This window comes from Bacillus sp. FJAT-27231 (assembly GCF_001183975.1).
In the GTDB taxonomy this organism is placed as follows: domain Bacteria; phylum Bacillota; class Bacilli; order Bacillales; family Domibacillaceae; genus Pseudobacillus; species Pseudobacillus wudalianchiensis.
The window spans coordinates 583,889-606,425 of record NZ_LFZU01000001.1; the positions used below are offsets into that span (position 1 = coordinate 583,889).

Genomic DNA, 22,537 nt, shown 5'->3' on the forward strand with positions numbered 1-22,537 from the left:
TAATTGTTTATCATTTTTTCATATGTTAACATTTTTGTAAATAAGGTTTACTAAAATTAAAAAGGAGGATTTTTATGCCCGGAATCTTTATCACAGGTACAGATACGGATGCAGGAAAAACAATTACGACACTTTTGCTTGCCCATGGACTAAAGGAAAGAGGGGTAGATGTCATTCCATATAAGCCGGTACAAAGCGGTGCAGAATGGAAGGATGGAGAATGGAAGGCGCCGGATGTAGAAATGTATCATCTGCTCCCAGATATTCAAGAGGAAAAGCTCTATACATACTTATTTAAAAAAGCGAGCTCTCCTCATTTGGCCGCTGAGGAGGAAGGAGCAGCGATTGATGAAGAAGCTATTATAGAAGAAATAAAAGAGCGGTCATCAAGACCCAAACTGTTACTGACAGAAGGAGCTGGCGGGTTATACGTACCGCTGAATCGAAAGGGAAGATGCTTGATTGATGTAATGGAAGAAGTGTCCTTGCCGGTGGTCATCGCTGCCAGAACGGGGCTCGGAACGATCAATCATACGATGCTGACAATTGAAGCGATAAAGCAAAGAAAGCTGCCCATCGCTGGACTTGTTTTCTCGAGTACTTCACCTGGAGAGAAGGACATGGAGGAAGATAACATGAAGGTCATTTATGAACTGTCCAGGATACCTATTATTGGGCATATTCCCTTTATCGAAGACCTTCCGAATTCTCTTAAACATGATCGTTATCGTTCTGAAATAGTGAAAGACTGGCATTTCAATAGATTAATGGAGGGGATAAAGAATGGATACAAAGCATTTGTATGAGATCAGCCAAAAGCATATGTGGCTTCCATTTACGCAAATGAAGGATTATGAAGAAGCCCCGCTTATTATTGAGAGCGGTGAAGGTGTCCGCTTGAAAGATATTCATGGCAATGAGTACCTTGACGGCTATTCTTCCCTGTGGCTGAATGTGCATGGCCATCGCTGTCCAGAAATTGATGACGCCATTAAAGAGCAGCTTGATCGAATTGCCCATTCAACGTTGCTTGGAGCAGCGAATGTGCCCTCTATTCAACTAGCTGAAAAGCTTATTCAGCTGACACCTGAAGGATTGACGCGTGTATTTTATTCGGATAGTGGAGCAGAATCAGTCGAAATAGCGATCAAGATGGCTTATCAATATTGGCAAAACCAAGGCATCACGGAAAAAACAAAATTCGTCACGCTGGCAAATGGCTATCATGGCGATACAGTCGGTGCCATCAGCGTAGGTTCTATCGATATTTATCACCGTGTATATAGTGCCCTCATGTTTAATTCATTTGCCGTCCCATTTCCGTCAGCAAGCTGGCATCCGTCAGGGGATGAACAAACAGCGAAAGAAGAATCACTTGCCGCCATGCGTACATTATTTGAGGAACATCATGAACAGATTGCTGGACTTATCGTTGAGTCGATGGTACAAGGTGCAGGCGGTATGCATATGATGCCGGCCGGCTATTTAAAAGAGCTTGAACGTCTTTGCGGGGAGTTTCAGATTCTTTTTATCGTAGATGAAGTGGCAACCGGATTTGGCAGGACTGGAAAAATGTTCGCGGTAGAACACGAAGGTGTATCTCCAGATATTATGACTATTGCTAAAGGAATTACCGGGGGATATTTACCGATTGCGGCTACTGTAACGACGGAAGAAGTGTACGAAGCTTTTTATGGAGACTATAAAGAGATGAAAACCTTTTTCCACGGCCATTCTTATACAGGAAATCAGTTAGGCTGTGCGGCCGCTTTAGCGAGTTTGGCTATTTTCGAGAAAGAAAACCTTGTTGAACAAGCAGCCCGTAAAGCAGAATACGTGAAGAAGCTTTTAACTGAAATCAATACATTGCCGCACGTCGGTGAAATCCGGCAGCTTGGTTTAATGTGCGGCATCGAGATTGTTAAAGATAAAGCGACGAACGAGCCTTTTCCAGCTGAAGAAAGAATGGCTTATCGAGCAACATTGCGCATGAGAGAGCTTGGCATGCTGACAAGGCCGCTTGGGGATGTGATTGTTTTTATGCCGCCCCTTGCTTCAAGCTATGAAGATTTAGATGAAATGGCTGCTATCATGAAACAAGCTATTCGCGAGATTTCGAATGAAAAAGTATATGCAGAGAGCTAAGCTATTTTACTGAGGAAAACCATAAAATCCGCCTGAGGTCCAGGCGGATTTTATGGTAAGTGAATCCTTTTTTCTTATGATTCTTTGTCATTCAAAAACAAGTTACAGATTGCGATCATGTGCAGAGTCCCGATCGTTTAAATAAGAATCGTCTTCGGGAATGGCATCTATTCGATGTGAATCATTCGCATCGAATGCCTGACGAAGAAAGTACACTAAAATAAGACCAATACAAAGCAGCAGAACAACCAATCCAATTAAAGCAGCAAGGTTCATCGTTAGCCGCTCCTTTCCTTTTCTTTATCCTATTCCACTTTTGTTCTATCTAAAACGTAAAGATCGTTGTATTGTGCAAAAAATTTAATTTATTCCATTTATAGACACGATGAAAATCAGAAAGAATGGTTTTCATCTTAAAATTGTATGAAAGGAATCTTTTTTTTGTGTATAATGAAGCTAGGCGGAAAACTACATACATTGAATCAGGTAAAGCTGAACAAAAAAGCTTTTTAAAAGGGCAAGCTGGTGCAAGTCCAGCGCGGTCCCGCCACTGTAAGTGAAATAGATCTATTTCACAAGCCAGAAAACCTGCCTGATTTAGAGCACCGGTAACCTACGCGGATAGGGTGGTGTAAAAGCGGCTCGCTGGCTCATTATGCCCGCATGGCTCTTTTTCACTGCATCTCTTCAAAGCGTAGAGGTGTTTTTTTATTGATATTTTTAAGAAGTAAAGGGAGAGAAAGAGATGAACAAAGTATCTAAGTACACATTATCTTTCGTGTTGGCTGCCGGATTGCTGGCTGGCTGCGGAACAGATAAAGCAGCGCCAGAAAAAGAAGAAAAAGCAGATCAGCCAAAAGAAAGCCAAGAAGCGGCCTTTCCAGTAACGATCAAAGATGCAGAAGGAAAGGATGTCGTTATTGAGGAAAAACCTAAGAAAATCGTTTCCCTCATTCCGAGCAATACCGAAATCGCTTATGAGCTCGGGCTAGGAAAGGAAATTGTTGGCGTTTCCGATAATGATAACTACCCGAAAGAAGTAAATTCTAAAGAAAAAGTCGGCGGCATGGAATATAACATTGAAAAAATTATCGGACTCGACACAGATCTAGTATTAGCCCACGCCTCCAGTGCTCATAATGCAAAAGATGGCTTTAAACAGCTGGAAGAAGCAGGAATTGATGTGCTTGTCGTTAACGATGCCCAGAATTTTGATCAGGTATATGATTCAATTGAAATGATTGGGAAGGCTACTGGGACGAGTGAAAAAGCTCATGATGTAGTAAAAGACATGAAAGAAGATTTGGCAGAGGTAGAGGAAAAGGCAGAAACGATTAAAAAAGAAGATGAAAAAAGCGTCTTTATCGAAGTGTCACCAGCACCTGAAATCTATACATCTGGCAAGAATACCTTTATGCAAGAAATGCTTGATCTGATTCATGCCAAAAATGCTGCTGCTGATCAAGAAGGATGGATCCAAATGACAGAGGAAGCAATTATTAAGAAAAATCCGGATGTCATTATTACAACACACGGCTACTACACGAAACAGCCGGTTGAAGAAGTGCTGAAGCGTAAAGGCTGGGAAAACATCACTGCCGTTAAAAACAAGGACGTTCATGACGTGCAAGCTGACTTAGTCAATAGGACAGGTCCACGTCTTATTGAAGGAGTAGAAGAACTTGCCGAAGCGATCTATCCAGATGTTTTTAAGAAATAAAATTTCGGCATATATAATCGTTTTTGCTTTTTTTATGATCGCTTTATTTGCGGGTATCTCGATCGGAACGATGCGCGTTCCGTTTCGGGATATCGCTTTCTTATTATCTCATCATTTTTTCGGCACTTCTCTTCATGGAGTGGACCCATCCTTTGATAATATCGTATGGAAAATTAGATTTCCGCGCGTCTTGCTAGCAGCTCTCGTAGGCGCTTCCTTAGCTGTAGCCGGTGCTGCGTTTCAAGGACTGCTGCGCAATCCGTTAGCCGATCCCTATACACTCGGCGTTTCATCGGGCGCTTCGGCAGGCGCGGTGATGGTGCTGTTTTTTAATGTGCAGCTTTCATGGCTATCCGGCTTTACGCTGCCTGTCATCAGTGTCATAGCTTCGATTGCCACCATCTTTATTGTTGTTTTATTTGCCCAGGCGATTGAACGGTCGTTAAAAGTAGAAACGATCATTTTAACAGGCATTATTTTCAGTTCTTTTCTGGGAGCTGTTATCTCTTTAATGATTGCGCTGACAGGTGAGGAGCTAAGACAAATTATCGGCTGGCTGCTTGGCAGTGTTTCGATGAGAGGCTGGGATTATATTCAGCTGATCCTGCCGTTTTTCCTCATTGGTACAATCTTGTTAATCATTCATGCGGCTGAATTGAATGCCATGTCGTTCGGCGAGGAAAAAGCCCAGCACTTAGGAGTAAATGTTCGCCGGAAAAAGCTCGTTGTACTAGTCGCTGGCTCTATTTTAACAGGAGCAGCAGTTGCTGTTTCGGGCACGATCGGATTCGTCGGATTGGTCATTCCTCACTTTATTCGATTGATATGGGGACCAGATCATCGTCATTTGTTGTCATTGTCCATGTTCGCCGGTGCTGGTTTTCTAATTTTAGCTGATCTCGTAGCCCGCACCATTATCTCTCCAACCGAATTGCCAATTGGCGTGATTACTTCTATTATTGGCGCTCCCGTGTTCGCTATCATTTTGCTTCGTAAGCACAGGAAAGGAAGAAGAACAGCATGATTCAGGTAATAAAGCTCAGTGGTGGTTATGATGGCAAGCTGATTGTCCGTGATTTATCTTTTTCTGTTCAAAAAGGAGAGCTTTTTGGCATATTAGGTCCTAATGGCAGCGGCAAAACAACGCTGCTAAAAATGATGAGCGGCATTGTCCCTGCAAGCAGCGGCTCGATGCAGATCGAAGGAAAGGAAATAAAAAGTTACAAGCCAAAAGAACTGGCGAAGCGGCTAGCTGTTCTTCCCCAGATGACTCCTCAGGCTTTTTCTTACACGGTGAAAGAAACAATTTCTCTCGGCCGCTATGCTCACCAAAGTGGTCTTTTTCCGATATGGACAGAGGAGGATGAACAGGCCGTAAACAAGGCAATGGAACGAACAGGTACTATACAGTTTGCTGATACTTCTCTTGAAGAACTGTCAGGTGGTGAGCGGCAGCGAGTGTTTCTCGCTCAAGCTCTTGCCCAGGAACCGGAGATTTTACTTTTAGATGAACCAACGAACCATTTGGATTTATCCTTTCAAAAAGAGCTGCTGGACCTGCTCAAGAAAATGGCGAACGAAGCAGGGTTAACTGTTATTTCGATCTTTCATGACTTGAACCTCGCGTCTCTGTATTGTGACAGATTATTACTGATGGAAGATGGAACAATGCGCGGCTTGGGCATTCCAAGTGAAGTGTTAAAGGAAGAGCCAATTCAGCAAGTCTATAAAACGGCGATCCATCAGCGGCCGCATCCGGAAGTCCCTAAACCGCAAATGAGCATTCTTCCTGAGAAAACAGCTAAGGAAGAAACAGAGATCATCATCGATGGAACATGTATTACACATAAAGATGAATTTATTGCTCTAGAGGCTCCTGTATTATTAAAAACATTATCAGCAGGCGTCATCGGAGCGGGATGGGGATGGCACCGCAGCTTCGTGAACCGACATGTCGATAAAAATTATTGGCACGACTCTTACAAGGAAGATATGAAGGAATTTTTGAAACAGCGCCATTTTGATATAAATGAGACAGTCGGAATGATGACAGCCGTTCACCTTCATAAAGCTGCTTATCGCTTTGTAGAAATAGAAGATGTGTCTGTGTTTGTCGTTGTTACGGCTGGTGTGGGGAATGCGGTTGATGTATCGCGGGCTGTGGAACATAGCCGTGCCTTTTTACCGGGCACGATCAATACATGGGTATTTACGAATGGCTATTTGTCAGAGGAGGCATTCGTTCAATCAGTGATGACAGCTACAGAGGCGAAAGTAAAAGCTTTATTGGATAAAAAAGTAAAAGACCCGTTAACGTATTCACAGGCGACAGGCACTTCCACTGATAGTGTTCTAATTGCGGCGACCCAGCGCGGCGCGCATCAGGCATTTGCAGGCACTATTTCGCCGCTAGGCCAGGCGATTGGAAAAGCAGTCTATGAATGCACAATAGAATCGTTAGAAAAAAGCGGACCGGGAGAGAGGGCATGATGATCTATCATCTCCTAGCTGCGACCATTGCTTTTTTTATTGATCGTTTAGTTGGCGATCCCCCGCATCTTCCGCATCCGGTTCGCTGGATTGGCTCACTTATTCATTTTCTAGAGCAACGGCTGAATAAAGGAACGGGCCGGCGGAAAAAAGGGGTGTGGATGCTTGCTATCACTCTCCTAATTACCGGCGGAGTTAGTTTTTTGTTCGTTTTTATCTTCTATTGTATCCATCCGGCGGCCGGAGTAGCAGCCGAGGCCCTGATGATCGCTTCTGCCATTGCCTGCCGCAGCTTAAAAGAAGCAGGGGTGAGTGTGTATGAACCGTTACGAAGCGGAGATTTACCAGAAGCACGTACAAAGCTTTCTTATATTGTTGGCCGCGACACGGATCAACTAGATGAAGGAGAGATTACGAGAGGGGCCATCGAGACCGTTGCTGAGAATACGAGTGATGGTGTGACTGCTCCGCTTTTCTGGGCTTTTCTAGCCGGCGCGCCTGGAGCTATGATGTACCGGGCGATTAATACGTGTGACTCAATGGTTGGATATAAAAATGATCGGTATGAACAGTTTGGCTGGGCTTCTGCCCGTCTGGATGATGTAGTGAATTGGCTGCCTGCCCGTCTGACGAGCTGGCTCATGGTTATATCTTTTCCAGAGACTAGGTATTCCAAAAAACATGTATGGCACATTGTCCGCCGTGATGCGAAAAAGCACCCAAGCCCAAATAGCGGCTGGTGTGAAGCAGCTGTTGCTGGTTTGCTCGGCATTCAGCTAGGCGGCGTGAATGTATATAAAGGCCGTGTCTCCCATCGTGCTGAAATGGGTGATCCGTTAAAACAAAAAACGGCAGAGGATATCCTGCTTGCGAATCAGATTATGGAGCGTTCTTCTTTTTTATTCTTGCTTGTTATGTGGATAGGAGGCATTTGTTATGAAATGGCCCGCACATGGTTCTAACCCGGCACACTTATATGAAGGTGTAGGAATAGAGCAACCAGATTCTATCGTAGACTTTAGCGTCAATATTAATCCCTATGGACCACCGCAAAGCATCCAGGATCAATGGAACAGCTGGTTTTCTGTTATTTCTGATTACCCTGATCCTTATGGGAAATCGATAACAAGGCAAATTGCTCAGTTAAGCCAGGTGGATGAACAACAAGTGGTGTTAGGGAATGGAGCGGCAGAAATCATTCAATTTCTCGGTCAGCTGTGGCGTGGATGTAAAGTGATCATTGTTCAGCCGGCATTCTCTGAATATGAAACGGCCTGCCGGGCATATGGCTGCGAAATCGAGTATGTGCTTATCAATGAAGATTACACTCTTCCAATAAAGGAATTAGCCGTCAAAGCCGAGGGAGCTGCTGCTGTTTTTATTTGCACGCCGAACAATCCGAGCGGGGTGGCTTTTTCTGAAGGGGAAATGGTTGAACTGTTAGATCGTCTATCATCGACTAGCTGCTACGTTGTAGTGGACGAGGCCTTTTATGATTTTGCCGGCTCCTTTACCGTTGCGGGGCTCATTCAGAACTATTCAAATTTAATTGTGTTAAGATCCTTAACGAAAATGTATGCTATTGCCGGCTTGCGTCTCGGTTATCTACTGGCAAATGAATCGCTCGCTTTACAGGTTGCCCGCTTTCGTCCGCATTGGAATGTGAACGCTCTTGCCCTGAAGGCAGCTGAAACCATCTTAGCGGACCGGGAATTTGTCGATTGGTCACGAGAGAAAATTAAGGAAGAGCGGGAGAATATGTTTTCTTTCTTAGAGAAGGAAGGATTTCAATTTAGCCGGTCGGTCGTTAATTTTTATCTGCTGCGTGATCCGAAATTAGCAGATCAAAAGCCGCTCTTTTTCTTTTTACTAGAAAAAGGAATAGTTCTCCGCCATACATATAATTATCCTGGGCTTGCCGGCAAATGGCTCAGGGCAGCAGTGAAAACAGAAGCAGAGAATAACCAATTGAAAGAGGCTTTACAGCAATGGAAAAAGCAGAGCTAACCGTAATCCTTGGGGGTGTGCGCAGCGGGAAGAGCGGAGAAGCAGAAAAGCAGGCTGTCTTAGAAGTGGAAAGACTAGAAGGCAGCCTTCATTATATAGCTTGTGGAAAAGTAACCGATGAAGAAATGGCCGCCCGTGTTCGCGCTCATCAACAAGAAAGAGAAGGGTCTGGGAAAGTATGGACAACGTGGGAGCAGCCCGTTCAAATAGGGGCTTTATCAAGCTGCTTCACAAAGAAGGATGTTATATTAATTGATTGCCTGACGACATTATTAACGAATGAGTGGTTTGCCAGTGACTTAACGGATGAGGAATGGGGTCATCCCGCTTTTCAGGCAAAGGTGAAGCAGAATATTTGTACAGGAATCGAGGAGATCAGAAAGTCAGCAGGGGCCGTTATTGTTGTCTCTAACGAATTGGCCTATGAGCCTCTGAACAGTTCGCTTGTATTTTATTATGCTAAAACATTAGGGGAACTTCATCAATATCTGATAGAAGAAGCGACGCTTGCTGTGCTAGTGGAGCACGGGTGCCCGCTTATAAAGAAAAAGGGGGTGACAATATGAAAGGGATTATGATTCAGGGAACGGCTTCCGATGTAGGGAAAAGTCTGATCGTAACGGCACTATGCCGGCTGCTTCTCCAAAAGGGCTTCCAGCCGGCACCTTTTAAGTCACAAAACGTCACGAACTATTCTTATATCACTGAAGACGGCAAAGAAATTGGCAAAGCGCAAGTACTGCAGGCGGAGGCGTGTGCGCTTGATCCGCTTCCTGAAATGAATCCTATTTTGTTAAAGCCAGCGGAACCTGGCCGCTCAGAAGTCGTGTGGCTGGGTGAACGAATAGATGTAATTGCCGGGATGAAATATCGGGGGCAATATTATGACAAGGCGATAGAAACGATTAGGTATTCATTAGAAAAGCTGAGTGAGCTAGCTGATTTTCTCGTTATCGAGGGGGCAGGCAGTCCGGTGGAGATGAACTTAAAGGACCGGGAAGTTGTTAATATGAAGGTAGCTGAACTAGCCGACGTGCCAGTCATACTAGTGGCAGATGTGCAACGTGGCGGCTTGTTTGCCAGTGTCGTCGGCACGCTGGAATTGCTTGAACCGCATGAACGCAGCCGTGTTAAAGGAGTCATCATTAATAAATTTCATGGTGATCCGCTTTTATTTGAAGCAGGAAAAAGCTGGCTGGAAGAGCGGACGGGTATCCCTGTCTTGGCTGTTCTTCCTTATTTGGCTGACCATCAGCTTGAAGAAGAGGACGTGTTGTCGCTTTCAAACAGAAAGGAACCGTCATTAGCAGAAAAAACAAAGATGAAGGACAAAGACGCTACATATAATCAATTGGCGAGCCATTTACAAACGTACCTGAACTGGGAAAAATTTATGGCCATTTTGGAACCAGAGGAGCACGATTCATGCAATTGAAAATGTATGTGAACGGCTTCTTGCTGAATGTGCAATTTTTTTCTGCTGTGCCGATTCATAAGGAGCTGCCGGTAGATCCTCATTACTTACGGGCCGCATTACGGGTATTTCCGTTGTTTGGTTTAGTAAAAGGGCTGATCTATGGCGGTGTATTTTGGATGTTGCTTGAATGGTCCCCGCTGTCGTCTCTCGGCAATGCTTTTCTTTTTTGGCTACTGTTGATTATTTGGACAGGAGGGCTTCATTTAGACGGCTGGATTGACACGAGCGATGCTTTTTTTTCTTACCGGGATATAAATAGACGCCTAGAAATCTTAAAAGATCCGCGTGTTGGGGCATTCGGTGTTCTCTCGCTTATTGTGCTTCTCGCTTCTCGCTTTCTCTTTATATATGAAATTTTCTTATTTGGAGATAGTGCACTTGCTCTTTTGATTGTCCTGCTTCCTTTTTACAGCCAATTGATGACCGGCCTTTTATTAAATAGTGTAAAACCGGCGAAACAAGAGGGGATTGCTTATTTTTTTCAACAAGGGAAAGATGCCCGTCTTGCCGTTTACTACGGCTTTTGGTTAATGGGGAGTGGACTGCTTTTTCTCTTTATAAGCGGCAGTCTGTTTCTGTTTCTATTCCTGACTATGATCGCGGTATGGTTCTTCTTGTTTGCCCGTCGGGGTGCACTGAAACATTTTGGCGGCATTACAGGAGATATACTTGGTGCCAGTCTGGAAGGAGCGGAACTACTCTTATGGATGACCTTGTGGTTGTTGGTCTCTATCGGCATGGCGTAACAGTCGATAATGAAAGACGAGCGTTTAGCGGCTGGACAAATTCACTATTAAGCGAAGCGGGAAGAGCAGCCTTACAGCAATATAAAACCCATATCCCTTCTTATGAAAAAGTGATTGCAAGTGATCTAAAACGTTGTATAGACACGGCCGCTATCTTTTTCCCGAACAACCAAATTGATGTATGGCCGGAATTTCGTGAGCTGAATTTTGGGCGCTGGGAAGGAAAAACTCATCAGGAACTGGAACATTTAGAAGAATACACTACTTGGCTGCAGGACCCATTTTCTAATCCGTTGCCAGAAGGAGAGAATTATCAGCAGTTTGGCAGCCGCATTAGCGCAGCGTGGGAAAAGTGGCTGGATATTCTCGCTCAAAATCACCTAAAACGAACGGCTATTGTGACTCATGGAGGTGTGATTCGCCATTTGCTGGTGGAGCTCGCGCCTGAGAAAAAAGAATTTTGGAACTGGCAAATAGAAAATGGCTGCGGTTATGAGCTGACTGGTTCACTTTCTGCATTAAGGAGGGGCGAGAGATGCATCTCATTACAGGCGGTGCCTTCAATGGAAAAAAGAAATGGGTGAAAGAAGCATACGAACTTTCGGTAAATCCTTATCATTGGCACTCATTTTATGAAACAGAAGAAATAGAAAGATGGACAGAACCCATCCTAGTATTTGAAGGGATCGAGCGGCATGTTCGCCGGCTTATTGAGAAAGAAGAAGACTTAGAGATGGCCCGGCAAGCATGGAATAGAGAGCTGGGGGACTGGCTGAGATGGGAAAAGGAAAAAGAGGCTCGACAAGTCATTCTTATTGGTACGGATATCACAAAAGGTGTAGTACCGATAAATGCGTTTGACCGAATGTGGCGGGATGCGGCTGGCTGGTGCTTTCAAGATGTTGCCAAGCAGGCATGCCAAGTTATTCAAGTGTGGTACGGCATACCGCAATTTATTAAACAGAAGGAGGAAGAAAAATGAGACTTTATACGCGAACAGGAGATAAAGGGGAAACGAGCATTATTGGAGGCCGTGTTGGAAAAGATCATTTGCGTGTAGAAGCGTACGGTACAGTAGATGAGACGAATTGTTTTGTCGGCCAGGCAATGGCGGAGCTCGAGGCGGATAAGGAGAAGTTTACTGATATTCTTGCAGATTTGGAGACGATCCAGCATGAATTATTTGACTGCGGGGGAGACTTGGCAACTGTTTCAGGAAAGCGGGAGTGGAAGCTGCAGCCTGAATCGGTCAGCGAGCTTGAAAAGAAAATTGACGACTATATAAAAGAAGCACCAGAATTAGAGCGCTTTATTTTACCTGGCGGATCGAAAGCATCAGCTTCTATTCACATTGCCCGTACGGTAACACGCCGCGCAGAGCGTCTTGTTGTCGCTCTTATGCGCGAAGAAGAGGGAATTCATCCAGTTACGCTTCAATATTTAAATCGTCTTTCTGATTATTTCTTTGCGATTGCCCGCGTGATTAACTTCCGGCTAGGGGTAAAGGATGTGGAATACATTCGGAGTGCAAAGGTCTTTCGTGATGGAAAAAGAAAGGAAGATAAAAGTGAGGATTAAAAGGATCTCCTGGCTCGCTTTATTTACCGCTTTATCGGTTGTCGGCGGGATGATTAAAGTGCCAGCCATCCTAGCGAGTGTCGCGCTAGATTCTTTTCCAGCTTTACTGGCAGCCGGATTTCTAGGAGCCGGGCCGGGTGCACTCGTTGCCGCCTTTGGCCATTTGCTTTCAGCGCTGACCGGAGGAATGCCGATGGGTCCTTTCCATTTCTTAATAGCTGCTGAAATGGCGGGGGCTGTTTGGCTATTCGCTAAAATCTATCATTCTCATAAACGAATAGCTGCTATTATAACGTTCATTGTGTTGAATGGATTTGTTCTGCCTGTTCCGTTTGTTTTCGCTATGGGCTGGGAATTTTATGTGACCATTGTTCCTTCACTCGTTGTTGCTTCTGTTCTAAATAGTGTGCTTGCTTGGGCAGCCCTGCCTCGCTTGCAAACGCTATTTGAAAAACATTTCGGTGGTGTGCACGTGTGAAGCGGGATGTTATTTATACGAATGGACTTGTGATTGCAGCTGACAATAGTGGCTCCATCGGGGAAAAGCCGAGTGATCATGTAAAGGCAGATTATGAGACAGTCGGCTATTTTTCCGCGCGTGTTGCGCTTATGGAATGTTTGGCTGCAGGGGGAGAACCCCTTGCCGTCGTACTCCAGAACTTCGCGGGTGAAGCAGCCTGGGGAAAGTTAGCGACAGGTGTGAAGCGTGCTGTCCATGAAGCGGAATGTACGGCTGAACTAACAGGCAGCACCGAAACAAACTTTACGATGAGTGAATCAGCCATAAGCATTACGGTGATTGGCCGTCACGTACGAGAGGTAGACCAGCTCGACGAGAAAACGGTCTGTTACGGTGTAATGGGGAAACCGCTCGTTGGTCCGGAAGTGATTTCTGAAGCAGAGTCGGTTGCTTCGCTTTCATTATTTCGGCAAGTGCTTGAAGCAGAAGGGGTTTATAGTGTTTTGCCTGTTGGTTCAAAAGGAATTATTCATGAGATAAAAACCTTAGTCGGCAGGAAAAAGCGGCAAATAGGAGCTTTTTATTGCTCCCTTAACCTAAACAAATCTGCTGGGCCGGCCACTTGTTTTTTAGTAGCAGCTAATCATAACAGTGTGCCAAAGCTGCGAGAAATGTCTAATGGCTTGTATACCCCTTTGGACATTCAATTTGAATAGACTAATGAAGAAGGAGAACGCTTAAAGTGTTCTCCTTTTTATAACGCTTTGCTAAAAGCATCTGTTGTTTTATTAACTGACCGCAACAAACTCAACAACTAAAATAATAGAGCCTTTATAGCCATTTCATTCTTCTGATTGTATCTCATCTTTTTCCCTCATAGCCATTAAATGAATGCCTTCAATAAACGTGTTAATGAGAAGGGAAAAGCTCTCATCGACGTTTAGTGACATCGCGAATCCGCCCATTTGCTCCAGCGAAGAAAAGCCATGCAGTATGCTCCGCAGCCCTCTGACTAAATGAACAGCTGTCTCTTTCTTCAAATGATATACCTCTAGTACTTTAACCGCAAGGTTGACTACAGCCTGCTGTGCCTGCTGCAGCTCCTTGTCTTCAGGGTCAGGAAAGCGAGTAGCTGCCTCGTAAAGACCGGGATGTGTTCTGACAAATTGAAGATAAGTTTTGCTAAGTGCGCGGATCGCTTCATCACCCGAACGCCCTGCTGCCTCTTGAAGCATACGTTCATACAAGGCTTTGATGCCGTGAATAGCTAATTTCTGTTTTAACTCATCTAGTCCGCTAATATGGTTGTAGAGTGAAGGAGGGCGCACTTGCAGTTCTTTGGCTAATGAGCCGATTGAAAGGTATTCCATTCCGTGTTGATCAATGAGTTCTATCGCTGTTTGCAGAATAACAGACACATCTAACTTCATACGGGGAGACATTGTATTTTCACCTCTTAAGATCCTTGATATAATTTTTGCTCTGCTTCTATAATGGCCTTTTTCATTAAATCATTAGGCTGTTCCATCATTTTTCCGTGTCCGATCGCAAGTAAGCTTGGGTTAAGGCTTTGCAGTTTTTTAGCACTTTGAAGTGAAGTCGCTTTATCCCATGTGCCGAATGCAGGAAAAGGAAAGAAAGGTTTCATGACTCCGGCCACTGCCGCTCCGCCTCTCGTCTGAAAAGCATCTCCGGCAACTAAACTCCGGTTGCGAGTATCCAGAAGGGCAATAGAGCCTGGGGTATGTCCTGGTGAAGCGATTACTTCCAGCGATCCAATCCGATCGCCTTCTTGAAGGAAAGAGTCTGGCCGGGTTTTAATCCTTTTTGGAACTCCTCCGCGTATGGGGGAAGTTGCTTCATTTTCCAACAAACGTATATCACCGGAAAATAATAAAGAATCCCTTGTCGAAATGCTGACAGGTACATCCGGCAATGCTTGTTTTAACGTATCGAGAGCCCCAACGTGGTCATCATGAGCGTGTGTTATAACGATCCTTGTTATTGGCTTTTCAATGAGCTTGGCAGCATGTAGAATTCCTTTTCCGCTATAAGAAAGAGCTGCATCGATAAGGGTAAGTTCCTGTTCTTCTTCAACTAAATAACAATTTACAGGAAATAGACGAGGCATAAACGTTAATTGAAATACGGTGCCGTTCTTCGTTATTTTCATTTTTATCATACTCCCATTCTGCTAATGTTATTAATATTTTAACTAATGTCGTTAGTTTTTGCAATAGAGCTATTTATAAAACAGAAGCAGCTCTTAAAGAGCTGCTTCTGTTTCATATCCATTCACAACAAGATCCAGTTTTCCAGTTTGAGGGTCAATGACAAGCCCATGTACTGGGATGTCCTTTACCATAAGTGGATGATATTTCACCATACCAACACTATGCTTTACACTTTCTTCTACACTGCTGAAGCCCTCAAGCCATTGGTCTACCTCAACGCCTGCATGGCGAAGTGTATCAATTGTAGCTTCTTTAACACCGCGCTCCTTCATGGCTCCCAGAATCGCTTCACTAGATAACGTACTCATTCCACAGTCATGATGACCAACTATTAGTACTTCATCTGCCTGCAGCTGATAAACGGCTACCAGTAAACTTCTCATAATACTTCCGAACGGATGATTCACGATTGCTCCAGCGTTGCGAACGATTTTAACATCACCATTTCTAAAATTCATGGCTTTCGTAACTAGCTCTACAAGGCGTGTATCCATACAAGTTAAAATGACTACACGCTTATCAGGGAATTTGTCTGTTGTAAACTCCTCATACATTTTATCAGATACAAATTTTTCATTGTACGTTAACACATCATGTAATAAAGTCATCTAATCAATCCCCTTTTTTGGTTTTACTTATTTATATGGTTTCTGCAAAATAGCAGCATCTGTCTATGTAATAAATTATACCGTACCCGATGCCTATTTAATTGAGTTTTTTGTCGAAAATCAAGTCTTTTTTATTGAATTGAACAGAGCAGCATAGCAATAAAATAAAAAAGCAAGAGAGTAAATAGATTCATCATCACAGAATTTATGGGCCAAAGAGATTAGAAAGATGGGGAGAATTCATTTTTCAGTTGATTGTTATTGATTTATAAAGTAGCTAGAAGAGATGAAAAGACAAGAGGAAAACTCATTCTGCAATATAACAAAATAGACAACGATCCACTATTTAAATGTTATAATAATCCAAGTCTGAAAATTTAATATTTTCGTTAAAATTGTCTTGTCATTGTCCATTTTTTAATATATTATTACGTTTAAAGGGATATATGGAAGGGTTTTCAATAAAAATATTACTAATTTCCCTCTTTACAATTGATGTTAAAAAGTATAACAGAAAAAGAAAGCTGATTTAACTTATGATATTACAAGGATTAAATCAGCTTTACTTTATAAAGAAAGAACGGCTTTCCTTCCTATGCTTTACAATCGCAATTTAACTACCTTAGACCTAGAAGGAGTGCTGTAAGTTTGAAGGGAGAGAAGGAAATGAAGAAAAGGATTCTAGCACTTTTAACAGTAATGATGATGATGTTGCTTGCTGCATGCAACGGCGGCGGAGATGCTGATTCTGCATCAGGCAGCGACAGCGGAAAAGACTCTGGGGGAGAAATTAAAATTGGTAGTGTAATTGACGCTTCTGGAAGTGCTTCACCACTTGGTAAAGGGGAAGAGGAAACAATAAAAATGATCGTCGATGAGCTAAATGAAAAGGGCGGTATCGGCGGCAAGAAAATTAAACTTATTTCTATTGATTCAAAATCAGATCAAAATGAAGCTGTTCTCGCTACAAAAAAGCTGATTGAGCAGGAAAAAGTAACAGCTATTATCGGCGGTACAATTAGTGGTAACAGTCTTGCTATGATTCCGCTTATTGAAAAGGCAGGCATTCCATATGTTTCACTAGCAGCCAGTAAACAAGTTAATAATCCAGATGACAAATCGCCGCGTAAGTGGACATTTAAAACAGCTCAAGGAGACGACGTAGTTATACCGAAATTGCTTGAATATTTAGAAAAACAAGGTCTTAAAAAAGTGGCCTGGTTGAATGTAGCAAACTCTTATGGTACGAGTGGTCATGAAGAATTTGCCAAACTTGCGGGTGACCATGGCGTGAAAACAGTTATTGAAGAAGAATTCGAAGCGACAGTAAACGATGCTAAATCTACTTTGACTCGAGTGAAAAAGGCAAAGCCTGAAGCGATTATCGTTTGGGGGACGGCACAAGAGTCAGCTGTTGTAACAAAGAACATTCGTGAAATTGGTATGGACGTTCCTGTAATCGAGAGCCATGGAATTGGAACGAAGCAATTTATTGAATTAGCAGGCAAGGCAGCAAATGGAGTTGTCTTCCCAGCAGGTAAACTACTTGTGCTAAATGGACTGGATGATAACGATCCACAAAAAGAAAAGCTTACTGCTTTTAAAGAAGCTTATGAAAGCAAGTACAACAATGCAGCAAGTACATTTGGCGGCCATGCCTATGATGCGATCCATATCTTAGCAGAAGCTATTGAAAAAGGCGGCACAGATAAAGAAAAGATCCGGGAAGCTCTTGAACAAACGGATGGATTTGTTGGAATTTCTGGTACGTTCAAAATGTCTCCAGAGGACCATAACGGTTTAAAATCTGACAGCCTCGTCATGGTAAAAATCGATGAAAAGGGCGAATGGACATTAGGAGAGTAATCGTCGGTAAACTGAATGAGTGATCAAAGGGAAAGCAGGGAGCGGGCAAATTCCCTGCTTTCCTAATAAGAGGTGGGATTAAGAGTGGAGCTAACTAGTCAATTTATCCAGCTGATTTTTTCCGGTTTAACGATCGGCAGTATTTATGCATTAGTTGCCATTGGCTTTGTTATTACTTATAACATTACAGGTGTTTTGAACTTCGCCCAAGGAGATTTTGCGATGCTTGGGGCGATGCTTGCCATTACATTCGTTTCAATGGATATACCAATGGGTTTAGGCATTATTTTAAGTATTGGAATTGTTGTATTGGTCGGTGGGATCTTTGAGCGGACAGCGATTTATCCAGCACGTAATGCATCACTGCCGACACTCATTATCATCACGCTCGGTGTAGCGATTGCCATACGGGGGCTTGCTATTTTAATTTGGGGAACACAACCAAGATCCTTGCCGCCATTTACGGAAAACAATCCGATTAATGTTTTGAATGCGGTATTGCTGCCCCAAAGCATTTGGGCAGTTGGAATATCAGTAGTCAGCTTAATTGCCATGCATTACTTTTTTAACAAAACATTTATCGGAAAGGCTGTTACAGCCTGTGTAGTCAATCGCTCTGCTGCGAGATTAATGGGAATCAAGCCTGAGTGGATGTCATTTATTTCAATAGCAGTGAGTGCGGGGCTTGGAGCCATTGCCGGCATTATCATTGCGCCAATTTCGGGAGCGACATATGAAATGGGCTTGATGATTGGGATGAAAGCTTTCGTTGCAGCCGTCATTGGCGGATTAACGAATGCTCCAGCGGCTATTATTGGTGCTTTTATGATCGGAATATTGGAATCGTTTACAGAAGGTTTATGGACATCGGGTTATAAAGATGCAATTAGCTTTGCATTGCTTCTCCTCGTCCTATTCTTCATGCCGAACGGACTGTTTGCCAAAGCGACCGGAAAGCGGGTGTAGAGTAGATGAATCATTCAAAAGTAAATGATTTATACAACAGACATTATGGCGGCCTTTTCTTATTTATCGTCGTTCTTGCTATCGTTCCTTTTTTTGTTAACTCCTTTTTCTTGAGTGTCCTGATCTTAGTGGGCCTTTATGCCATCGTGACAACTGGTTTAACGATGCTTATGGGGTACGCAGGACAAATATCGCTAGGGCATGCGGCTTTTTATGGTGTAGGAGCCTACGCTTCAGCTGTAATGACTGGAACCCATGGAATGCCAGGAATTGTCGGAGTGCTCGTCGGTGTCATTCTTTCCATTGTTATTGCCGTTTTAATTGGTATTCCAACATTGAAGCTAAAAGAGAACTACCTTGCTCTTGCTACACTTGGATTTGGCATCATTATATTTACCTTTTTCAAAGAATTGAAAGAAATTACGGGTGGATTAAATGGTTTCTTCGGAATTCCATCTTTCAGCCTGTTCGGTTTTTCTTTTGATACGGATTTGAAGTTTTACTTCTTAATTTGGGTCTTGCTCATTATTGGCATTCTTTTCTCTAAAAATGTCATTGATTCACGTGTCGGCCGGGCTCTTCGTTCCATTCATGGCAGCGATATAGCCGCCAATTCGATTGGAGTGAATATTCAACAATATAAATTAAAGGTGTTTGTATTAAGTGCTGTATACGCTTCCGTTGCCGGCAGCCTTTATGCGCATTATATCACTTTTATCAATCCTAATTTATTTACCGCGATGGAGTCGATTAACTTTCTAATCATGGTCGTCATTGGCGGATCGGCTAATATCTGGGGTGGCATGATCGGTGCGATCGTTTACGTACTTTTAAATGAGCTGTTAAAAGATATTGTTCCTGTATTCTTCCCGAATGTAGGGGGAGAGTTCCAGATTGTCTTCTTTGGTGTTCTTCTTGTTGCGATCTTAATTTACATGCCGCAAGGTCTTGCGCCGACACTTGGAAAGCTGTGGGGACGCTTAGTGGGCCGTAAAAGTAAGAAGCCGGCTGTTACTGGACCACCTAATGCCGATGCAACAGTGGGAGGTAGTAAATAATGAGTAAGCGGCTGCTTGAGGTAAAAGGATTAACAAAAGCTTTTGGAGGAGTAGTGGCGGTGAGTGAAGTTGATTTCCATTTGAATCAAGGCGAAATTGTCGCTGTCATCGGACCAAATGGTGCTGGGAAAACAACGCTTTTTAATATGATCACCGGCGTTTTACCCCCCACGTCTGGTCAGGTATTTTTCGATGGAAAAGAATTAACAGGCAAACAGCCCTATCAAATAGCCGAGGCAGGCATCACCCGGACCTTCCAAAACTTGCAAGTGTTCGAAAATATGAGCGTCATTGAAAATGTTATGACAGGCGTACACTGCCGTTTGAAAACAGGTTTCCTGCAAGCTGGATTACGGCTTATGGGAGTGAAGAAAGAAGAACAGCAGGCGTTTGACATTGCGATGAGCTGTCTAGAAAAAGTCGGCATTGCGGACCTCGCTTTCGAGCCGGCAGAAGTGCTTCCTTATGGAAACCAGCGTCTGCTTGAAATTGCTAGAGCCTCTGCTTCTTCACCGCAATTGATTCTTCTTGATGAGCCAATGGCGGGGCTAAACCCGCAGGAGTCAAGACAGCTCGTTGACATTATTAAGAAAAAACGGGAGGAAGGCATGTCCTTTCTTTTCGTTGAACATGACATGGAAACAGTAATGGGCATTTCGGATCGAATTGTCGTTATTGATTACGGCAAGAAGATTGCAGAGGGAACCCCGGCTGAGATCTATGAAAATGAGAAGGTAATAGCCGCTTATCTTGGAACGGAAGACGACGAGGAGGAGGCGATTTGATGTTACAGGTTAAAGATGTTCATACGTATCACGGTTTCCTCCACGTATTAAAAGGGATTTCTTTCGAGCTGAATAAAGGGGAAATCTTTGCGATCGTCGGATCAAATGGGGCCGGGAAAAGTACGCTGCTTGGCACTATTGCAGGGATTTATCAGCAGCGCGAAGGAAGCATTATGTATGAAGGAGAAGATATCGGTAAACAAAAAGTAGAAGCGATTGTCAAAAAGGGCATCTGCCTTGTACCGGAACGCCGGCAGATTTTTGATGCTTTGTCGGTAAAAGACAACATGATGCTAGGCGCTTATCACCGCTATCGACACAGTAAAAGAACGCTTCAAAAGGATATCGACCGTTGTTATGAATTGTTTCCGAAATTGAAAACGATGGAAGATCGTCCCGGCGGTTTATTAAGTGGGGGGGAACAGCAAATGCTCGCAATCGCGCGTGGGTTAATGTCCAATCCAAAGCTAATGATGCTAGATGAACCGTCACTAGGTCTGGCCCCGCTTATCGTAAAGGATATTATGAATATTCTTGATCAGCTGCGTGAAGAGTTTGGCACGACCATTATTTTAGTAGAGCAAAACGTAAAAGCTGCCTTAAAAGTAGCTGACCGTGCATGCGTTATGGAGCGCGGTGAAATTGCAATTGAGGGAGAGGCGAAAGTGCTGATGAAAGATCCACGAGTACGCGATGCTTATCTCGGCGGCAAGAGTCAGTCTGTTCCTGTTTAATTAAAGTAGGGACACTGGAATCCTCAGATTGCAAACAAGGCCTACTTTACTGCCATCAGGCTGATTGCAAGCGTTTGTTAGCATCCTAGGGATACCACGGAATAAGTGGTATCCTTTTTGGTGTTTTCAAATCAGATTCAACGCCTGTTCTATATCTTCTTCAAGCTCGTCTATCAGAATAAAGCGTGCTTTACGAAATATTTCTTTCCCGTGGATGAAAAATAGCACAGCTGGAACGGAAAAAACAGTATACTGACCGGAAATTTCGGGGGCTTCTGCTATGTTGGCATGAACCGCATAGACAGCAGGGAACTGTTCTAATAATTCCTCTACACGCGGTTGAATCGCATGGCACACAGAGCAGTTGGGTCCTGAAATAAATACGAGTGCGGCATCATGCTGGTCAACGGCAGTATGCAGATCTGCAAGTGACGAAATCGTATGCAAAATAATCACTCCTTTCTTTTATTGTAAATCTTTTTTGATTATCACAGCAAGCACGCTTATAATGGAAGATAGTTTGAAGAAGGAGGAATCTTCTAATGGCAGGAAGAAACGAAGAAGAATTGAAAAAAGATATTTCACTTTTAGGCAATCAAGGAACAAAATATACATTCGAATATGACCCATCCATTTTAGAGTCATTTGATAACAAGCATCCAAACCGCGATTACTTTGTAAAATTCAATTGCCCGGAATTTACAAGTCTTTGCCCTGTAACCGGCCAGCCGGATTTTGCGACTATTTATATTAGCTACATTCCAGATATTAAAATGGTGGAAAGCAAATCACTGAAGCTGTATTTATTCAGTTTCCGCAACCATGGAGACTTCCATGAGGACTGCGTGAACATTATTATGAATGACTTGATTGAACTAATGAACCCGCGCTACATTGAGGTATGGGGCAAATTTACACCGCGTGGCGGCATTTCCATTGACCCGTACTGCAATTGGGGGCGACCGGGAACAAAGTTTGAAGAAATGGCGAACTACCGCTTGATGAATCATGATCTGTATCCAGAAAAGGTAGATAATCGTTAAAAACAAAAAAATGATTAGTGGTTAGAGGAATACTGTGCTATACTGAGTCTACCATTTACTATTACTTGTTTCGTTATTCCCTGCTCCTATATGAGCAGGGAATTTTTACGTTGTGTCCATTAAGGCTCTGTACTTGGCAACGGGTGTCCACTGCAATCAACTCTTGAAAAACAACCTTCAACTTTAACAGAGCCTAAATAAAAAAAACAGACTCTAGTTTTAGAGTCTGTTTATATACGTTAGGTTTAAAATTATGCTTTTTGAACGTTAGTCGCTTGTAATCCGCGTTGACCTTGTTCAATGTCAAAAGTTACAGCTTGACCTTCGTCTAAAGATTTATAGCCTTCGCCTTGGATAGCAGAGAAGTGAACGAATACATCGTCTCCACCTTCGCGCTCGATGAATCCAAAACCTTTTTCTGAATTAAACCATTTTACTTTACCTTGTTCCATGTGTGTTTCCTCCTCGTATGCGGTGCATACATTGTGGTACTATCCTTGCTCTAAATCTTCCAGACGAAAGTTATATCACTTATCAATCCTTACCGAACAAAAATAATTCTTTTTAAATATAACATTAAAAGTTTCAATATGCAAGTGGAATTAAAATATAGTGTGTAT

At 43.3% G+C, this 22,537-nt stretch carries 27 protein-coding genes and 1 riboswitch; of the genes, 21 read left to right on the plus strand and 6 right to left on the minus strand.

Features of this window, described 5'->3' with window-relative positions:
• The first annotated feature begins 74 nt into the window (after positions 1–74).
• Complete coding sequence (bioD, locus tag AC623_RS02710) at positions 75–806, plus strand: dethiobiotin synthase (RefSeq protein ID WP_049660327.1); 732 nt, start codon at positions 75–77, stop codon at positions 804–806.
• The gene (bioA, locus tag AC623_RS02715; protein ID WP_049660329.1) at positions 784–2,145 is read left to right on the plus strand and encodes an adenosylmethionine--8-amino-7-oxononanoate transaminase; all 1,362 of its coding nucleotides are present in this window, start codon (positions 784–786) and stop codon (positions 2,143–2,145) included. Before bioD ends, bioA begins: the two co-directional genes overlap by 23 nt.
• Before the next feature lie 102 nt (positions 2,146–2,247).
• Here the strand turns inward: bioA and AC623_RS21335 are convergent, their stop codons facing one another.
• Positions 2,248–2,421: a hypothetical protein gene (locus tag AC623_RS21335; RefSeq protein WP_156186988.1), complete on the minus strand. Its 174-nt coding sequence runs from the start codon at positions 2,419–2,421 to the stop codon at positions 2,248–2,250.
• Between the two features lie 191 nt (positions 2,422–2,612).
• Positions 2,613–2,755: riboswitch (cobalamin riboswitch) on the plus strand.
• Positions 2,756–2,890: 135 nt separating this feature from the next.
• Between AC623_RS21335 and AC623_RS02720 the strand changes: the two genes are divergently transcribed.
• The 13 genes from AC623_RS02720 to AC623_RS02780 are packed head-to-tail and all read left to right on the plus strand — an operon-like array spanning position 2,891 to position 13,339.
• Positions 2,891–3,865, plus strand: a complete 975-nt coding sequence (locus tag AC623_RS02720; protein WP_049660331.1) for an ABC transporter substrate-binding protein — start codon at positions 2,891–2,893, stop codon at positions 3,863–3,865.
• Positions 3,828–4,889, plus strand: coding sequence for a FecCD family ABC transporter permease (locus AC623_RS02725; protein ID WP_049660334.1), 1,062 nt, complete (start codon positions 3,828–3,830; stop codon positions 4,887–4,889). Before AC623_RS02720 ends, AC623_RS02725 begins: the two co-directional genes overlap by 38 nt.
• Positions 4,886–6,355 carry an adenosylcobinamide amidohydrolase gene (locus tag AC623_RS02730; RefSeq protein ID WP_049660337.1) on the plus strand — a complete coding sequence of 490 codons (1,470 nt, stop codon included), beginning with the start codon at positions 4,886–4,888 and terminating at the stop codon, positions 6,353–6,355. The genes AC623_RS02725 and AC623_RS02730 overlap by 4 nt, the downstream gene beginning before the upstream one ends.
• Positions 6,352–7,317 carry an adenosylcobinamide-phosphate synthase CbiB gene (gene cbiB / locus AC623_RS02735; RefSeq protein ID WP_049660340.1) on the plus strand — a complete coding sequence of 322 codons (966 nt, stop codon included), beginning with the start codon at positions 6,352–6,354 and terminating at the stop codon, positions 7,315–7,317. Before AC623_RS02730 ends, cbiB begins: the two co-directional genes overlap by 4 nt.
• Positions 7,292–8,362, plus strand: a complete 1,071-nt coding sequence (gene cobD / locus AC623_RS02740) for a threonine-phosphate decarboxylase CobD (protein ID WP_049660341.1) — start codon at positions 7,292–7,294, stop codon at positions 8,360–8,362. Before cbiB ends, cobD begins: the two co-directional genes overlap by 26 nt.
• Complete coding sequence (locus tag AC623_RS02745) at positions 8,344–8,928, plus strand: bifunctional adenosylcobinamide kinase/adenosylcobinamide-phosphate guanylyltransferase (protein ID WP_049660343.1); 585 nt, start codon at positions 8,344–8,346, stop codon at positions 8,926–8,928. Before cobD ends, AC623_RS02745 begins: the two co-directional genes overlap by 19 nt.
• Complete coding sequence (locus AC623_RS02750) at positions 8,925–9,797, plus strand: cobyric acid synthase (RefSeq protein ID WP_053104059.1); 873 nt, start codon at positions 8,925–8,927, stop codon at positions 9,795–9,797. Before AC623_RS02745 ends, AC623_RS02750 begins: the two co-directional genes overlap by 4 nt.
• A complete protein-coding gene (locus AC623_RS02755) occupies positions 9,788–10,585 on the plus strand; it encodes an adenosylcobinamide-GDP ribazoletransferase (RefSeq protein ID WP_231603341.1) in 798 nt (265 codons plus the stop codon). The genes AC623_RS02750 and AC623_RS02755 overlap by 10 nt, the downstream gene beginning before the upstream one ends.
• Entirely contained in the window at positions 10,543–11,169 is a 627-nt protein-coding gene (locus AC623_RS02760; RefSeq protein WP_049660345.1) for a histidine phosphatase family protein, read from the plus strand. The genes AC623_RS02755 and AC623_RS02760 overlap by 43 nt, the downstream gene beginning before the upstream one ends.
• Positions 11,121–11,567: a bifunctional adenosylcobinamide kinase/adenosylcobinamide-phosphate guanylyltransferase gene (locus tag AC623_RS02765; protein ID WP_049660348.1), complete on the plus strand. Its 447-nt coding sequence runs from the start codon at positions 11,121–11,123 to the stop codon at positions 11,565–11,567. The genes AC623_RS02760 and AC623_RS02765 overlap by 49 nt, the downstream gene beginning before the upstream one ends.
• The gene (locus tag AC623_RS02770) at positions 11,564–12,163 is read left to right on the plus strand and encodes a cob(I)yrinic acid a,c-diamide adenosyltransferase (RefSeq protein WP_049660352.1); all 600 of its coding nucleotides are present in this window, start codon (positions 11,564–11,566) and stop codon (positions 12,161–12,163) included. The genes AC623_RS02765 and AC623_RS02770 overlap by 4 nt, the downstream gene beginning before the upstream one ends.
• Entirely contained in the window at positions 12,153–12,641 is a 489-nt protein-coding gene (locus AC623_RS02775; RefSeq protein WP_049660354.1) for an ECF transporter S component, read from the plus strand. Before AC623_RS02770 ends, AC623_RS02775 begins: the two co-directional genes overlap by 11 nt.
• Complete coding sequence (locus AC623_RS02780; RefSeq protein WP_049660356.1) at positions 12,638–13,339, plus strand: hypothetical protein; 702 nt, start codon at positions 12,638–12,640, stop codon at positions 13,337–13,339. The genes AC623_RS02775 and AC623_RS02780 overlap by 4 nt, the downstream gene beginning before the upstream one ends.
• 126 nt (positions 13,340–13,465) lie before the next feature.
• Here AC623_RS02780 and AC623_RS02785 read toward each other — a convergent pair whose 3' ends face one another.
• The 3 genes from AC623_RS02785 to AC623_RS02795 form a co-directional block, all read right to left on the minus strand.
• Positions 13,466–14,065, minus strand: coding sequence for a TetR/AcrR family transcriptional regulator (locus tag AC623_RS02785; protein WP_049660359.1), 600 nt, complete (start codon positions 14,063–14,065; stop codon positions 13,466–13,468).
• Positions 14,066–14,079: 14 nt separating this feature from the next.
• A complete protein-coding gene (locus AC623_RS02790; protein WP_049660360.1) occupies positions 14,080–14,796 on the minus strand; it encodes an MBL fold metallo-hydrolase in 717 nt (238 codons plus the stop codon).
• A 93-nt stretch (positions 14,797–14,889) separates the two neighbouring features.
• Positions 14,890–15,465 (minus strand): beta-class carbonic anhydrase, encoded by a 576-nt coding sequence (locus AC623_RS02795; protein ID WP_049660363.1) that lies wholly within the window; start codon positions 15,463–15,465, stop codon positions 14,890–14,892.
• 666 nt (positions 15,466–16,131) lie between these two features.
• On the opposite strand from AC623_RS02795, the gene AC623_RS02800 reads away from it, so the two are divergent.
• The 5 genes from AC623_RS02800 (at position 16,132) to AC623_RS02820 (ending at position 20,874) form a co-directional block, all read left to right on the plus strand.
• Positions 16,132–17,331: an ABC transporter substrate-binding protein gene (locus AC623_RS02800; protein WP_049666186.1), complete on the plus strand. Its 1,200-nt coding sequence runs from the start codon at positions 16,132–16,134 to the stop codon at positions 17,329–17,331.
• Between the two features lie 84 nt (positions 17,332–17,415).
• Positions 17,416–18,297, plus strand: a complete 882-nt coding sequence (locus tag AC623_RS02805; RefSeq protein ID WP_049660366.1) for a branched-chain amino acid ABC transporter permease — start codon at positions 17,416–17,418, stop codon at positions 18,295–18,297.
• A 5-nt stretch (positions 18,298–18,302) separates the two neighbouring features.
• A complete protein-coding gene (locus tag AC623_RS02810; RefSeq protein WP_082174310.1) occupies positions 18,303–19,355 on the plus strand; it encodes a branched-chain amino acid ABC transporter permease in 1,053 nt (350 codons plus the stop codon).
• The gene (locus AC623_RS02815; RefSeq protein WP_049660367.1) at positions 19,355–20,140 is read left to right on the plus strand and encodes an ABC transporter ATP-binding protein; all 786 of its coding nucleotides are present in this window, start codon (positions 19,355–19,357) and stop codon (positions 20,138–20,140) included. Before AC623_RS02810 ends, AC623_RS02815 begins: the two co-directional genes overlap by 1 nt.
• Positions 20,140–20,874, plus strand: coding sequence for an ABC transporter ATP-binding protein (locus AC623_RS02820; RefSeq protein ID WP_049660370.1), 735 nt, complete (start codon positions 20,140–20,142; stop codon positions 20,872–20,874). The genes AC623_RS02815 and AC623_RS02820 overlap by 1 nt, the downstream gene beginning before the upstream one ends.
• Positions 20,875–21,000: 126 nt before the next feature.
• Here AC623_RS02820 and AC623_RS02825 read toward each other — a convergent pair whose 3' ends face one another.
• Complete coding sequence (locus tag AC623_RS02825) at positions 21,001–21,321, minus strand: thioredoxin family protein (RefSeq protein WP_049660372.1); 321 nt, start codon at positions 21,319–21,321, stop codon at positions 21,001–21,003.
• Positions 21,322–21,416: 95 nt separating this feature from the next.
• On the opposite strand from AC623_RS02825, the gene queF reads away from it, so the two are divergent.
• Positions 21,417–21,917, plus strand: coding sequence for a preQ(1) synthase (gene queF / locus AC623_RS02830; protein ID WP_049660373.1), 501 nt, complete (start codon positions 21,417–21,419; stop codon positions 21,915–21,917).
• 251 nt (positions 21,918–22,168) lie between these two features.
• Here queF and AC623_RS02835 read toward each other — a convergent pair whose 3' ends face one another.
• On the minus strand, positions 22,169–22,369 hold the full coding sequence (locus tag AC623_RS02835) for a cold-shock protein (protein WP_049660375.1): 201 nt from the start codon (positions 22,367–22,369) through the stop codon (positions 22,169–22,171).
• Between the last annotated feature and the right edge of the window lie 168 nt (positions 22,370–22,537).

What these genes read in the sequence shown, in the direction of transcription:
- bioD (WP_049660327.1), top strand. Translation starts at nt 75, where the DNA reads ATGCCCGGAATCTTTATCACAGGTACAGATACGGATGCAGGAAAAACA.
- bioA (WP_049660329.1), top strand. Translation starts at nt 784, where the DNA reads ATGGATACAAAGCATTTGTATGAGATCAGCCAAAAGCATATGTGGCTT.
- AC623_RS21335 (WP_156186988.1), bottom strand. Translation starts at nt 2,421, where the DNA reads ATGAACCTTGCTGCTTTAATTGGATTGGTTGTTCTGCTGCTTTGTATT.
- AC623_RS02720 (WP_049660331.1), top strand. Translation starts at nt 2,891, where the DNA reads ATGAACAAAGTATCTAAGTACACATTATCTTTCGTGTTGGCTGCCGGA.
- AC623_RS02730 (WP_049660337.1), top strand. Translation starts at nt 4,886, where the DNA reads ATGATTCAGGTAATAAAGCTCAGTGGTGGTTATGATGGCAAGCTGATT.
- cbiB (WP_049660340.1), top strand. Translation starts at nt 6,352, where the DNA reads ATGATGATCTATCATCTCCTAGCTGCGACCATTGCTTTTTTTATTGAT.
- cobD (WP_049660341.1), top strand. Translation starts at nt 7,292, where the DNA reads ATGAAATGGCCCGCACATGGTTCTAACCCGGCACACTTATATGAAGGT.
- AC623_RS02745 (WP_049660343.1), top strand. Translation starts at nt 8,344, where the DNA reads ATGGAAAAAGCAGAGCTAACCGTAATCCTTGGGGGTGTGCGCAGCGGG.
- AC623_RS02750 (WP_053104059.1), top strand. Translation starts at nt 8,925, where the DNA reads ATGAAAGGGATTATGATTCAGGGAACGGCTTCCGATGTAGGGAAAAGT.
- AC623_RS02755 (WP_231603341.1), top strand. Translation starts at nt 9,788, where the DNA reads ATGCAATTGAAAATGTATGTGAACGGCTTCTTGCTGAATGTGCAATTT.
- AC623_RS02760 (WP_049660345.1), top strand. Translation starts at nt 10,543, where the DNA reads ATGGATGACCTTGTGGTTGTTGGTCTCTATCGGCATGGCGTAACAGTC.
- AC623_RS02765 (WP_049660348.1), top strand. Translation starts at nt 11,121, where the DNA reads ATGCATCTCATTACAGGCGGTGCCTTCAATGGAAAAAAGAAATGGGTG.
- AC623_RS02770 (WP_049660352.1), top strand. Translation starts at nt 11,564, where the DNA reads ATGAGACTTTATACGCGAACAGGAGATAAAGGGGAAACGAGCATTATT.
- AC623_RS02785 (WP_049660359.1), bottom strand. Translation starts at nt 14,065, where the DNA reads ATGTCTCCCCGTATGAAGTTAGATGTGTCTGTTATTCTGCAAACAGCG.
- AC623_RS02790 (WP_049660360.1), bottom strand. Translation starts at nt 14,796, where the DNA reads ATGAAAATAACGAAGAACGGCACCGTATTTCAATTAACGTTTATGCCT.
- AC623_RS02795 (WP_049660363.1), bottom strand. Translation starts at nt 15,465, where the DNA reads ATGACTTTATTACATGATGTGTTAACGTACAATGAAAAATTTGTATCT.
- AC623_RS02800 (WP_049666186.1), top strand. Translation starts at nt 16,132, where the DNA reads ATGAAGAAAAGGATTCTAGCACTTTTAACAGTAATGATGATGATGTTG.
- AC623_RS02810 (WP_082174310.1), top strand. Translation starts at nt 18,303, where the DNA reads ATGAATCATTCAAAAGTAAATGATTTATACAACAGACATTATGGCGGC.
- AC623_RS02815 (WP_049660367.1), top strand. Translation starts at nt 19,355, where the DNA reads ATGAGTAAGCGGCTGCTTGAGGTAAAAGGATTAACAAAAGCTTTTGGA.
- AC623_RS02820 (WP_049660370.1), top strand. Translation starts at nt 20,140, where the DNA reads ATGTTACAGGTTAAAGATGTTCATACGTATCACGGTTTCCTCCACGTA.
- queF (WP_049660373.1), top strand. Translation starts at nt 21,417, where the DNA reads ATGGCAGGAAGAAACGAAGAAGAATTGAAAAAAGATATTTCACTTTTA.
- AC623_RS02835 (WP_049660375.1), bottom strand. Translation starts at nt 22,369, where the DNA reads ATGGAACAAGGTAAAGTAAAATGGTTTAATTCAGAAAAAGGTTTTGGA.